Origin of the sequence: Paenibacillus sp. LS1 (genome assembly GCF_026013365.1) — a bacterium.
Lineage (GTDB): Bacteria > Bacillota > Bacilli > Paenibacillales > Paenibacillaceae > Paenibacillus.
The window spans coordinates 1,146,150-1,158,366 of sequence record NZ_JAPDOE010000002.1; the positions used below are offsets into that span (position 1 = coordinate 1,146,150).

Annotated in this window: 15 protein-coding genes; 1 reads left to right on the forward strand and 14 read right to left on the reverse strand. The window is 45.9% G+C overall.

The annotated features are described in order from the left end of the window. Positions 1-91: 91 nt before the first annotated feature. The 5 genes from OM416_RS14455 to OM416_RS14475 form a co-directional block, all read right to left on the reverse strand. The gene (locus tag OM416_RS14455) at positions 92-1,210 is read right to left on the reverse strand and encodes a PTS fructose transporter subunit IIC (RefSeq protein WP_036610325.1); all 1,119 of its coding nucleotides are present in this window, start codon (positions 1,208-1,210) and stop codon (positions 92-94) included. Between the two features lie 29 nt (positions 1,211-1,239). Beyond that, complete coding sequence (locus OM416_RS14460) at positions 1,240-1,557, reverse strand: PTS fructose transporter subunit IIB (RefSeq protein ID WP_017689749.1); 318 nt, start codon at positions 1,555-1,557, stop codon at positions 1,240-1,242. Next, the gene (locus tag OM416_RS14465; protein WP_264930303.1) at positions 1,557-2,012 is read right to left on the reverse strand and encodes a PTS sugar transporter subunit IIA; all 456 of its coding nucleotides are present in this window, start codon (positions 2,010-2,012) and stop codon (positions 1,557-1,559) included. Before OM416_RS14465 ends, OM416_RS14460 begins: the two co-directional genes overlap by 1 nt. Before the next feature lie 221 nt (positions 2,013-2,233). Then, positions 2,234-2,518, reverse strand: coding sequence for a hypothetical protein (locus OM416_RS14470; RefSeq protein ID WP_264930305.1), 285 nt, complete (start codon positions 2,516-2,518; stop codon positions 2,234-2,236). A 26-nt stretch (positions 2,519-2,544) separates the two neighbouring features. Then, positions 2,545-3,114, reverse strand: a complete 570-nt coding sequence (locus OM416_RS14475; RefSeq protein ID WP_264930307.1) for a hypothetical protein — start codon at positions 3,112-3,114, stop codon at positions 2,545-2,547. A 205-nt stretch (positions 3,115-3,319) separates the two neighbouring features. Between OM416_RS14475 and OM416_RS14480 the strand changes: the two genes are divergently transcribed. Continuing rightward, entirely contained in the window at positions 3,320-4,480 is a 1,161-nt protein-coding gene (locus OM416_RS14480; protein ID WP_264930309.1) for a glycosyltransferase family 4 protein, read from the forward strand. Positions 4,481-4,616: 136 nt separating this feature from the next. Here OM416_RS14480 and OM416_RS14485 read toward each other — a convergent pair whose 3' ends face one another. The 9 genes from OM416_RS14485 to OM416_RS14525 form a co-directional block, all read right to left on the reverse strand. Beyond that, positions 4,617-6,404 (reverse strand): cellulase family glycosylhydrolase, encoded by a 1,788-nt coding sequence (locus OM416_RS14485; protein WP_264930311.1) that lies wholly within the window; start codon positions 6,402-6,404, stop codon positions 4,617-4,619. A gap of 225 nt (positions 6,405-6,629) precedes the next feature. After that, entirely contained in the window at positions 6,630-7,301 is a 672-nt protein-coding gene (locus tag OM416_RS14490) for a DUF3298 and DUF4163 domain-containing protein (RefSeq protein ID WP_264930313.1), read from the reverse strand. Beyond that, positions 7,288-7,812 (reverse strand): NUDIX domain-containing protein, encoded by a 525-nt coding sequence (locus OM416_RS14495; protein ID WP_264930315.1) that lies wholly within the window; start codon positions 7,810-7,812, stop codon positions 7,288-7,290. The genes OM416_RS14490 and OM416_RS14495 overlap by 14 nt, the downstream gene beginning before the upstream one ends. 72 nt (positions 7,813-7,884) lie before the next feature. After that, positions 7,885-8,547, reverse strand: coding sequence for an HAD family hydrolase (locus tag OM416_RS14500; protein ID WP_264930317.1), 663 nt, complete (start codon positions 8,545-8,547; stop codon positions 7,885-7,887). A gap of 37 nt (positions 8,548-8,584) precedes the next feature. Then, positions 8,585-8,755 (reverse strand): YHYH domain-containing protein, encoded by a 171-nt coding sequence (locus OM416_RS14505; RefSeq protein ID WP_264930319.1) that lies wholly within the window; start codon positions 8,753-8,755, stop codon positions 8,585-8,587. Between the two features lie 111 nt (positions 8,756-8,866). Then, complete coding sequence (locus OM416_RS14510; RefSeq protein WP_264930321.1) at positions 8,867-9,643, reverse strand: Cof-type HAD-IIB family hydrolase; 777 nt, start codon at positions 9,641-9,643, stop codon at positions 8,867-8,869. A gap of 15 nt (positions 9,644-9,658) precedes the next feature. Then, positions 9,659-10,021 carry a DUF3139 domain-containing protein gene (locus OM416_RS14515; RefSeq protein ID WP_264930323.1) on the reverse strand — a complete coding sequence of 121 codons (363 nt, stop codon included), beginning with the start codon at positions 10,019-10,021 and terminating at the stop codon, positions 9,659-9,661. 90 nt (positions 10,022-10,111) lie between these two features. Continuing rightward, positions 10,112-11,674: a PH domain-containing protein gene (locus OM416_RS14520; protein ID WP_264930325.1), complete on the reverse strand. Its 1,563-nt coding sequence runs from the start codon at positions 11,672-11,674 to the stop codon at positions 10,112-10,114. Then, positions 11,671-12,168 carry a PH domain-containing protein gene (locus tag OM416_RS14525; protein WP_264930327.1) on the reverse strand — a complete coding sequence of 166 codons (498 nt, stop codon included), beginning with the start codon at positions 12,166-12,168 and terminating at the stop codon, positions 11,671-11,673. Before OM416_RS14525 ends, OM416_RS14520 begins: the two co-directional genes overlap by 4 nt. Positions 12,169-12,217: the final 49 nt, after the last annotated feature.

Consider the following 12,217-nt stretch of genomic DNA (forward strand, 5'->3'; position numbering starts at 1 on the left):
CTCACGTAGTTTTCCCTACGCTCCGCTACTCCATTTCTACCTTCATCCCATCTTCTCGATACTGAAAACCGATCTTTTTGAACATGTACTTTTAGTCAAAAACGAGTTCGATTTCTTCCCCGTTTTTCTTCACCGAAGCTTCCTGAGTCTTGGCAGGCTGTTTCTCTTCTTCATCACGGAAGTTCACCAGCATGGTGCCTCCCGCCACGATTAGTGCACCGACAATGCCTCCGGCAAGGTACGCGATTGGGGTACCTACCGATACAGCTCCATATAACCCACCGATCGGTGGCATGATGATGTGTGCTCCCAGCAATGCAGTCAGGGCAGCACCCGTTGCACAGGCAAACATGTTGACCAGAATCATCTTCGCAGGGTTACGCAGTGTGAACGGGATAGCACCTTCCGTAATGCCGATCACGCCCATAATCACTGCACCTTTGCCCGCTTCCTGATAGGTTTTGGAAAAACGCTTCTTCATCAGCAATGTCGCCAAGCCATAACCAAGCGGCGGAATGCAGATGGCAATATTGATAAAAATATTCGGCAGATATACACCGGACAGGAACAGGGCGTTGCCTGCCATCCATGCCGCTTTGTTGACGGGTCCACCGAGATCGAACCCAATCATCGCTCCCAGAATAATGGCAAGCACAACGGTATTCGTTCCGCTCTGGCTCATATTTTGAACCCAGGCAATCAGATACTCATTCAGTGCGCCCAGCGGGCCACCGAGAATGACCGCCATCAGAAATCCGGTTAAACCGACGGTAATCAGCGGTAAAATGATTAATGGTACCGAGCCAGCGGCCGGACCTGTAATCTTGACTTTGTTTTTAACCCACAAGGTGATATATCCGGCAAAGAAGCCTGAGATCAACGCGCCGAGGAAACCGGCGTTGGTCTGCTGTGCCAGCACCCCGCCGATCAGCCCTGCGGCCAGCGCAGGTTTGTCGGCAATGGAGTACGCAATATAACCGGACAGGACAATCGTCAATAGTCCGATGCCGCTCCATCCTACATTTTGCACGAGATATAAAATATGCAAGAATCCGCTTCCATCTTTGTACGGATCAAGATCGGTAATGCCCATCGATAGTGCGATAATTTTACAGATGGCAACGACCAGGGAACCCGCGATAATGACCGGCAGCAGATAGGAGATACCTGTCATTAGATGTGTTTTTGCTTCACCGAACCATTTTCTCATCGTACTCTCTCCTCATGTGGAAGGTGGGGTTAAGCTTGTGCGTTCACAGCCTCAACAGCTTTGGTTAATACCGCTTCTGCCTGACTTACGGCATGACCGATTTTGACACGCACGACTTTTTTGTCGCCAAACCGATCCATGTCCTTCACCGTTTGATCCGCTGCAATTAGTACAAAATTCGCTGCAGCAATATCTTCTTCCGTCAGCTTATTGACTTGCCCCATAGCCCCCTGCTGTTCCACTTTGATCTCATATCCCAGTTGTTGAGCTGCTTTCTCCAATGCTTTGGCGGCCATCGGAGTATGGGCGAGACCTGCGATACATGACGTAACACCTACGATTTTCATTATGACACCAGTCCTTCCGTATATTGATGAAGCAACGTATATACATCTTCCGGCTGCACTGCTTCTGCGATAGCCTCTTTGAATGAATCTTCAAGCAACAAGGTGGCAAGTGAAGAGATAATTTGTAGATGGGATACGTCTACATGACCCTTAGGCACAAGGATGGCAAAAATATATTTTACCGGCTTGCCGTCATGTGATTCCCAATCAATGGACTCCCGCAACCGAATGACCATCACCGCCGGACGTGTTACAACTTCACTCTGGGTATGGGGAATCGCAAAGTGATCCTGAAGTCCGGTGGAGTAGACACGTTCGCGTTCCCACAGATCAGCCGCAAGTTGCGCACGGTTTGTAGTGATGCTGTAACGCTCTGCCTCCGCAGATATAAAATCAAATACGTCCTCTTTGCTATGCAATGTCTGATCGAGATAAATCTGATTGGTTGTAATCATGATCTCTGTCTCTCCTCCTCTCTCTATCCAAAACGATAAGCGCTTACAAGATCATTGTAACGGATTCTGCCTGGACCTTGGATCTAGAAAATTTCCCCTTCGAAGCGGAAAAACATTAGCCACAGTAAAAACCCTGAGTCTAATGGACTCAGGGCAGTTGTAAATGGTGTGTTATATAGATCACGTAAGTACACTGAATGTGGGGCCTAAGCGGACAAATTTCAGGAACGCTGTGTCCAGCGCTGCATTCCTGATCGAAGACCGTAATATGCAGCGGCGAGCAAAATGAATCCGGCAACAGCCATGATCATGGATGTTATATTCCATTGAACAAGGGTTCCAAAAGCAATCTTGGATTGCAATGGGGTACCGGATGAAGCGGTGTTCATCAGATCAGGTACGTAATTCATGGTCATCATCATGCCTTGAACGACATTCCAGGCTACAAAACCGATGATGAATAACAGAGTAACCAGAACGGATTCCATCGCTAATCGTTTGTTCATGCTTGTCATTTGCCTCCTCTTTCCATTCAATTAGACAAGAATTGCTGCATCTCCTGTCTCAGACGATCTTTATTCGCATCCACATATTGATACAACAGGTCAAAACTTTCTTCGTTATCGGATTGCATACTTATATTGCCGGCTTCCAGCTCAATTCGCTGCAATACCTCATGAATCTGTTCCCCGTGTGTTTGCAGGCTTGTCGTGATGTCATCTTCGGACAGGCCATTCACATTATCTCGTAATTTCCCGTGCGTTACGCCGCTCTCGGACAATATCTGCTCGATCTTCTTCAGGATTACGGCATCAGCCTCATTACCGATCCGCTCCATCGCTGCTATTGTCTCACCGAGATACTGCCCGCTGGCATTCTCAAGGAAACCGGTCATTCCGTTCATGGACAACTCGGTATCCAGATCAATGATTAGAATGGTATCTCGCAATACTTGCGGGAGTTCCGGTCCACTCTCTCGAATCGTCGCAAACTCAGCCCGATAAAGGTCCATGGCAATACTCCCCACCACTTCTTCACCTGACATCTCCTCAAGCTGATCGAGTGGTAACAATTCCTGCAGTTCTTCTTGTAACTTGTTCATCTTTCTCTGCCTCCTGTATCTCTCTATATACGCCGACACGTTATTACATCATAGCAGAATACGCTATACAAGTTGAGCTTATGAAAGTTGGTATTTTATATCCTGTTATCAATTTTACAGGGAAAAGCGTCAAGTTAACGTGCACTTGACCTCTGGAAAATGTTCCGCTGTTATGATCTTGGCATCACGAGTCTTGGGAGGGGTAATGATGCGCCTGGCCTTGTTCACAGACACCTATCTTCCGGAAACCAATGGTGTTGCTGGCACGCTCCACCGCTTGAGTAACCATCTGAACCGCAGAAGAATTGAACATCTGCTGTTTACTCCGAACTCCGTCATTGAAGGAAGCCATGAGACTCAAGTCAGATCGGTTGCTAACATTCCTTTTTTTCTGTATCCCGAATGCCGCATCGCTCTACCCAACAGAGCAAACACGCACAAACAGCTACAAGACTTTCAGCCCGATCTGATGCATATCGCCACGCCTTTTAATATGGGGCTGCTTGGCCTGAGGTATGCGCTCAAACATCATCTTCCGCATGTTGTCTCCTACCATACCCACTTCGATCGTTATCTCGAATACTACCGGTTGAAAAGCATGATTCCGCTCTACTGGAAATATATCCAATGGTTCCACCGTGCCTGTGATGCAACACTCACCCCATCGCAGGAAACGTTAAACACCCTGCAAGCTCAAGGCATTCAGCGTCTGAAGCTTTGGTCCCGCGGGATTGATTGCAACCTGTACTCTCCTGATAAACGCAGCTCGGATATCCGTGAACGATATCAGATCACCGCTCCCCTTATTTTACTCTACGTTGGACGCATTGCCCCCGAAAAAGATATCGCTACGCTCACAACTACCATGCAGCAGTTGCCACAGGAAATGCAGTCCCGAGTACACTGGATTATCGTTGGCGATGGCCCATCTCTCCCCAAAATGCGTACACAAACCCCATCGAATGTCACCTTTACAGGATATATGCATGGCGAAGAACTTGCTTTTATGTATGCTTCGGCAGATCTGTTTGTGTTTCCTTCCTCTACGGAGACATTTGGCAATGTGGTACTGGAAGCGATGGCTTCAGGACTCCCAGTGGTAGCGGCCAATGCTGGAGGTGTCAAGGATCTGGTATCCCACCACCGCAATGGTGTATTATTCGAGCCAGGTCAGGCTGATGCACTGATTCGGGAGATATGTCTCTGGGGAAATCACGGAAACCAATTGAGGATGATGGGACTGGAAGGCAGAAAGCTGGCTGAGCAGCGGTCGTGGGAGCATATTTTTGATACACTAATCGGGGACTATGAGGAAGCGATAGAACATCGGAATCGACGAACGAAAGATCGAATTATTACAGCTTAGTTTGACGAAATGAGCTTTTTCAACAACCTATAACAACAGTCTCTGCCCTATGCAAAGTTAAACCCGTTCGCCCGTTCAGGCTGCCGCAGCATGTAAACGTTACTACGGTCAGCCTGAATAGCGGATACGCTTTACGTTAAGGTGTGACCCCGGAAATCAGGTTGCCATTCTGATGGAGAGTCACCCTGTTCCACACGTCATAGGTAGTTTGCGTTGGACGGAAGGAATAGTCATTATTTTCGTTGAAATTGCCCCAATTATCCTTGTGGATACGCAGCTGAATGTCTCCCGTCTGACCTCCCGCTGGCAGAGACCCTGCACCCGAAGTGAAACCAATCTCGACATAGGTATCTGCATTCGTGCCCGTGATACTTCCAATGCTAGTCGTGATGTTGGCTGCTCCGATCTGCGCCCAATCTATAACGGTATTTAACCCCTCGGAGCCGTCTTTTGTAAAGTAATAACGGATCTTCAGACCACTCAGGTTAACCGCAGATGTACCATTGTTTTTGATATTAAAGTAGGGCTTGATATGATTGTTCGTTGCATCGGTATCTGCCGCACGATATTGCAGAACCAGGTTCGACGTTGGCGTGGTTGTACCCGCCTGTGGTGTCGCACTCACCTGTACCGAGCTTGGGCTGGAGCCCGCGCTGTTCACGGCTTTGATTTTGTAATAGTACGTGGTTCCATTCGTCAAAGACGTATTGGTGTAGGTTGTTCCGCTCACATTCGTGGCTACATCCGTATATGTTCCTCCGCTCGTTGTTGCACGCTGTACAATATAACTCGCTGCTCCGGGAGATGCGCTCCAGTTCAGCGCTACTTGTCCATTACCCGGCGTGGCTGTTACACCTGTCGGCGCGGCCGGGATCGTGACAACTCCCCCACTACCGTTATCTGGAACAGGTTGATATCCAGGGGTTGTATAGATCGTATTCAGCTCAGAGGTAGCCAGCGTACCGTTCGGTCCATTGACCACCGTCTGTCCCCAATCGGTCAGGGAACCTGCTGGACCGTTATTCAGATCAAGATATTCTACACCGCCACCATTACCGTACCAGGACCAGGCTAACCAGCCAACTCCCTTTTGCTGTGCGTAGCTCAAGATCGTCGCTTCATCCACATCACCACTGGTGTGCTTGAATCCGAATTCGCCTACAATGACAGGTACGCCGATGGCCAGCGCATGATCAATGTTGTTTTTGACCGTTGCTGCATCACCGCCTGCGTATTCATACATATGAATGGAGAAGATGGTATTTGCCAGTGGGTCCGAATTAAACACATCCAGTCCACGATTGAAAATCGCTGTAGGGTATTGCCCCCAACCTGCGGTATCTACGACAAGCGTATTCTTGATGCCGGCCTGACGGAGTTCAGGAATCACTTGTTGATATCCATCCGCCCATACTGCGGTTCCCCATGAACCGTACCATTCATTCGCAATGTTCACGATCACACGATCTTCTTTGCCAATCAAGGCATCCTTGATGCTGATAAAATAATCCGAGGCTTTCCGCAGTTCAGCAATACTGTCCGACCCGGTGGCATCATGTACTTCCAGCATAACGGTTAGTTGGTACTGGTCACACAGCGCCAGAATCTGCTCTACATCCGCCAGTGAATCTGCTGTCCAGCGACTTCCGTTAGACAAGACAATACGTACGGTGTTGGAACCTGTCGCAGCAATAGCCGGAATAGCCGCTTGTAGATCATTCTTGAACCAGGTATGGGCATGATTCACCCCACGCATGACAAAAGGTGTACCTGAAGCATCCAATAACTTGGTACCGCTTACATGAAATCCTTTGACAGGCCCGCTTGCAGCGGAAGCTGGATGAGGTGAGTACGCGATAGACACCAGCATTAATGACAGAGAGAACAGCATTGCTTTCCGAAACATGTTTCCAATTCGCTTCATAACAAAACCTCCTTCTTGGGATGGGTTAAGCTATTCACACGGTATGTAGACACATAGAAGCCGAACAGATCACCAACATGGATTATCTCATCACTCACCTCCCAGACACTCTTAATATACTATAAAATGTCAGAAAATGTTGGTATTTTTTAGATTATTTTAAAATATTTTATATAAAAAGACATGACCTCATCGAACTGGATCATGTCTTTTATTGCATACGATCTATTGGTTGAATTTACTGTATGGGACTTTGATATCTACAAACCCTTTAGCGTAAGGTGCAACCTCATAAGGATGGAATCGGATGACGATCCCTTTATCATATAAAAAGAATTGAGATGTTTGATCAAGCTGAAAATCATAAATATTTTCTTCAAAAATAGAAACTCCTGCATTATACATGGCTAATAGACTGTTGGAGATTGATTTCTCTACCTTCTCCATCTGAGTATCGTCTTTGACATACTCGCTTAGCTTCAGTTCTTTCCCCGTTCTTAAATCATAGTTATATGATTTTGTCGCATCCATTCCATGTGCTCCGCCAGCGTACACATGATCTTCATATACCACAGATAACTTTTCTTTGGCATTGTATTTTACACTGGCCATGGTAATGTAGAAATAATTTTTGTTTGATTTCTTTTCTTCTTTGTCCAAGCGAGCTGCTTTCACTGCGTGGAGTTTAAATGTCTTATTTAGCTTATCTGTCACAGATTTCTTTCCACCTGTTAGATGTATGTATGGCTGTCCTTTGTAATATTGGACCTTCGTTTTCACTGTAATCGAGCTGTCTGCCTCTACATGACTACTCGGAAGAATTATAGCAATCAGTACAGTGATCAAAAGGTAATTTATCCATCTCAATTTTTTTCTTTCAGTTCTATATTTCAACATTATCGATAACCCCCTTTGGCTCAAATGATTTCGTTTCCTGCATTCTGTTCCATATTACCTGTGGAGTGCCCTTTAGGTCTGTTCCGCTCTGAACGTTGCCAATCCAGATATCCTCTGCTCCCGGATGTTGTAAATAGTGCCTAAGTGTCGCTTTGATCAGAATAGACGCATGTAAATCCAGTACCTCATCCAGCGGTATCCAGAATAACTCCCCTTCATCCGAGGGCACAAACCGTCGATGCTTGGTCTCACCAAAATATACAAACTGCTGCCAAATCTCACCACCGCTAACCTCTAACAGAATATATCGAAGTCCAAAGTGTTCTACATCCTCTGGCTTGAATCCGGTCTCTTCTTCAATCTCCCGATAGCTGGCGGTCATGGGTGCGTTCAGTTCTCCTTGTTCCAGATGTCCGCCAATGCCGCCCCAAAATTCAAAATCAAACAGTCTGCTGCCTGCCTTCTTCATCATCAGCATGTCTGAGCCATTGCTCAAAAACGCTGTAGCCATCTGTCTAATCTCCATATGTACCTCGCTTTCCAGACTGTGATATTGAAATTTACTTGTTTATATAACCGTCTTCTAAAGCAGTCTCTTTAGCTCACTTAGATGCTCAATCGTATGTAACGGACCAGTCGTAATGCTGTCCTGCCATGGCTGGTTAACCTTTATCCAGATGGTGCTCATGCCTACGCTTGCTGCTCCCTCAATATCGTTCACCGGATGATCGCCAATGTAGATGCATTGCTCGGGTGTTAGACCGAAATGATCCAATGCCAGCCAAAATATGCGTGGGTCGGGCTTTTTGACTCCAGCCTCTTCTGAAACAATGATATGGTCGTAATCCTCCCGGATACCGAGTTGATCGATTTTTCCATACTGAATATTGGTCTGCCCATTGGTAATTAATCCAGTTCGATATTTCCCTCGCAGATGCTGAACGACTTCTCGTGCCTGTTCCATCAGAACTGAACTTTGCACATACTCTCTGCCATAGAAGGCCATCAATTCTGCATGTGGCGGATGCTCTGCCCAAGGGAGTTCATGCAACAACTCGTTGAACAGAAGGGATTTGTCCTTATAACCATCTTGGTCGAGCTCAATAATTCGCTTACTTATATCTTCGGTTGACTCAAGGTGACCAAAATATGTCTTGATTAAACGCTGCGTAAAGCCGTCAAAGGTCATTGTTCTGTTCAGAATTGTATTGTCCAAATCAAAAATAACAGCTTTAATATGATCCATCGCTTCTTTCCCCCAGTTCAAGAATGTGAAGCAGTGCTTATTTTTTCTTTTTATGATAGTGATAACCCATGCACAGGCCCTTTTGCTTGGATTTGGCTGAACAGTTATGTCCACCGTTCTTATCCAGTCTGCCTGGATGAGCATAAGCGGAAGAGGATACACCAACAAGTACGACAAGAGACAGAATTACGATAACAACCTTTTTCATAAGTCACCCTTCGATAAACACCCTATGCTTTAGGGCTTAATACGTGCTATATTATTCTACATGAAAATCCACAAATGGGATATCCTTCATCTATTTCTCATCCATACATTCTCATAAAATCTTAAACTGCTTTAACGCATGGGTGACTCCATCTTCACTTGCTCGCAAAGTGACATAATCGGCGCTTTGTTTAATTTGTTCTCCGCCATTTCCCATTGCAATCCCGATCCCCGCATACGCTAGCAGATCCACATCATTCTCTCCATCACCAAAGGCCATCATCTCTTCTCTGGGTATCTTCAGGTAGTCGAGAACTTTCTCTGCAGCTATAGATTTGCTGACTTCGCTCGCTTCCAGCACATTCACTACATACGGATGGAATCTCACGAATCGTAAGGAAGGAAATCTAGACTGGAATTTCTCCGTCTCAGCTTTATCTGCATATAAGCAAATGCAATATACGTCCTGTTTCAACGTGCTGATTTTCTGCGGGGAATCCATGAGTCCAAGCGTATCTCGCAATGCCTCAATAACACGGCCATCTGCTGTACACAACCCGTTCATCTCAAATGACTCGGTAAAATATGAAATACTATGCCCTTGCAACTCGGCAAACTCACTGAATGCTCTAACCATCTGTGCAGACAGTACAGACTTATGTATCACTTCATTACCTGCTTTGATCAATGCCCCATTAGCCGAAATGATCGTATCGATTCCGAGATTCCTGAATTCTTCGCATAAATTATAAGGCCGACCTGTGACAAGTACGACTTGGATGCCTTTACGAATTAATTTCTGGATCGACTCTACTGTACGTGGTGATAAACTCCGATCTAGTTCACTCAGCAATGTACCGTCCACATCAAAGAACACAGCTTTAATCAAATTATTTTTCCTCCTCTAATCTTGGTCGCTCATGGGTACAAAATGTTTCAGATCTGACTTCGTCTTGCCTTTCTTCTGAGCGTCTTCCGAAATGCGGTGACTAAATTGGATGACATCATTATGAGCAAAATAGATACATTCTACATCAGGCTCATCTTTGAATTTGACTATGGCAAGGAATGGCGGCAGCTTGATTGACCATACGCCTTCTACAGATTCAATTTCCTCGGGAGAATACTTCTTCTTCTCAATTAAATATTCAGTCACTCGATGAGCGTAGATCATCTTATTCACTTTTACATATACAGAGGGCGTAACAACTAAGATCGCTAGAGTGATCAAGATCGTCAGAGATATGATTTTTTTCCTTTTACTCACCTTGCCCCCTCCTTAGTAGTAAAAAGTCTTCAAATAAAAAGAGCAAATACAGAATAACCTTGTATGGTCTTCCTGCACTTGCTCTTGTAATTAACGGGTCTGAACATCTTGGGTACGTCCCATGTACCATGATTGAAATGATTCAGCCATAACCAAGGGAATGTCATGTGCTCGATGATGCAGAACAGGTTTGGCACGGTTCACGGTATGAATGGAAGCTACGCCGAACCAACGCTGTAATACATTGCGGGTGATCTGCACTTCGATGACTTTCTCACGTTTGGAGATGAAGAGTGTTGAAGTGAGCGCACCGGTTCGAAGTTGAATGAAATTCTGATTCAAGATGTATCGGGTATGGAAAAAATCCACCACTCTGCATGTTGCAATCCACACTAACAGAATCGCCGAAATCATCCACCAGGCATGCTTCTGCCCCAACACGAACGGTTTGAAATACCACAATAAACCCGTGATTATGATCCATCCCCAGCTTGGTTTGAGCAGACGCAGCCATAGCGATATTCGTGGAAGTTTTTCCATCTCTTGCGTAACTCGATAGGATGGCAGGATCTCCTCAATCATGGTATAGGCTTGCTTCACAGGCAGGAAGGGATAGAGCGAGTTCACCTCATGTTCGGACTCCCCCAGACTCCCCGCAGTGGTCAATTCTACTTCCGCTAGTCCAAGTAGCCTTTTCATCGGAGACTGTGTAATTTTCACGGCCTGAACGCGTTCTTTCAGGATTGAGAATGACGTTTGCTCCATCATGCCCTTCGTGATATAGATCCGCTTGGCATCCGAGGTGATCTGGAAATTTCCATACTTTACAAAGGTTCTGACAATGCCCAGAGCAATAGATATGATCAATAAAACCAAAATCATCAAACCAGCAATCCACCAGGAATCGAGCCAGGTTAACAATAAACTTTCCGTTACTTCCTCATCGGGGAAGAAGTCCTTCACCCAAGAATAGAGCGTAGCCAAGACCGGAATCAGTACGAGAAAACTAAGCGAGGTAAAGGATGCTTTGAATATATCCTTCCGGGTGGAATGATAATGAACAACCCGTTCCTGTTTTACTTTTGCAGGCAGAAACATGGCTTTATCCGGTATAACAGGTTCAGATTGCCCCTCTTCCTCTTCCATGGGCTCATCTACATCCAACGTAATAGGTTCCTCTGTTGCTTCTACTGTTTCTGCGTCTTCTGCCATATAACCCGCTACAATCTTCTCCAGCTGTTCCGCTTCGGAAAGTGAAACAACGTGTAACTGAAAGGTAGCATCTTCTCCCTTAATCCCAGTCTCGAATCGGATCGATGTCACGCGGAACAACCGATGAAACACAGTCGTATGACGATTCACATTCTGGATCTTGGTATACGGGATAGTTCTTCTAGTACGGTTGAACACACCACTATAGATATGAAAGGCTGTATCATCTGCTGTATAACGAGAGGTAAACCACTTCCAGATGATCGAAATCACACCAATTGAAATACCTACATAAAAGGCAATTCTTCCATAGAAGAGCCATTGGGACTCTGAGTCCTGACGGAAGACAAACAAAAACAGGATGATCGCGAACCAATTCTTCACCATTTTCCACAAGCTCCACAGCATGGCTAATGGGTGATGTCGTTTCATATCGATCATTCGTCCACCTCATTAATCCGCGCATAGGATGCGATCTGATGACGGAGTGCGAGCGCGACTTCCTCTGGCAATGCCGGGATATCATGAGATGAACCCATCGTGCCAACCGATACGGAATAGAGTCCATATTTTCGCATCAATGGTCCCTGATTCGTTGTAACCGATTGCACTTTCGCCATGGGAATGATCTGATAAACCTTGGTTAGCGCCCCATGCTTCAGTTGCAGGAACTCCTCATTCAAATCATAGTACCAGTGCTTGTATAACCATGAAGGCTGGATAAAAATATCCCACACCGCATAAGGTACAGATATGGCTGTAACCCCCCACAATATCCAACCGATCCACGTCTTCCACCCATAGATAGAGTCGAGTATTAACAGTCCGGCAAGTATCAGAAGGCCTATGACATTCCATATGATGGCGCTAATTCTCCACAGGTTTACTGCATGAGGAGATAACCGTTGCTCGGGTGGCTTCCACTGTATTGACATATGTTCACTCCTTTTTCCTCGGGTACATCAAAACACACATGATACACTG

Coding starts and splice junctions, on each gene's coding strand:
- OM416_RS14490 (WP_264930313.1), bottom strand. CDS start 7,301: ATGTTGAAATATAGAACTGAAAGAAAAAAATTGAGATGGATAAATTAC.
- OM416_RS14465 (WP_264930303.1), bottom strand. CDS start 2,012: ATGATTACAACCAATCAGATTTATCTCGATCAGACATTGCATAGCAAA.
- OM416_RS14500 (WP_264930317.1), bottom strand. CDS start 8,547: ATGGATCATATTAAAGCTGTTATTTTTGATTTGGACAATACAATTCTG.
- OM416_RS14460 (WP_017689749.1), bottom strand. CDS start 1,557: ATGAAAATCGTAGGTGTTACGTCATGTATCGCAGGTCTCGCCCATACT.
- OM416_RS14520 (WP_264930325.1), bottom strand. CDS start 11,674: ATGATCGATATGAAACGACATCACCCATTAGCCATGCTGTGGAGCTTG.
- OM416_RS14505 (WP_264930319.1), bottom strand. CDS start 8,755: ATGAAAAAGGTTGTTATCGTAATTCTGTCTCTTGTCGTACTTGTTGGT.
- OM416_RS14475 (WP_264930307.1), bottom strand. CDS start 3,114: ATGAACAAGTTACAAGAAGAACTGCAGGAATTGTTACCACTCGATCAG.
- OM416_RS14480 (WP_264930309.1), top strand. CDS start 3,320: ATGATGCGCCTGGCCTTGTTCACAGACACCTATCTTCCGGAAACCAAT.
- OM416_RS14485 (WP_264930311.1), bottom strand. CDS start 6,404: ATGAAGCGAATTGGAAACATGTTTCGGAAAGCAATGCTGTTCTCTCTG.
- OM416_RS14525 (WP_264930327.1), bottom strand. CDS start 12,168: ATGTCAATACAGTGGAAGCCACCCGAGCAACGGTTATCTCCTCATGCA.
- OM416_RS14495 (WP_264930315.1), bottom strand. CDS start 7,812: ATGGCTACAGCGTTTTTGAGCAATGGCTCAGACATGCTGATGATGAAG.
- OM416_RS14455 (WP_036610325.1), bottom strand. CDS start 1,210: ATGAGAAAATGGTTCGGTGAAGCAAAAACACATCTAATGACAGGTATC.
- OM416_RS14470 (WP_264930305.1), bottom strand. CDS start 2,518: ATGAACAAACGATTAGCGATGGAATCCGTTCTGGTTACTCTGTTATTC.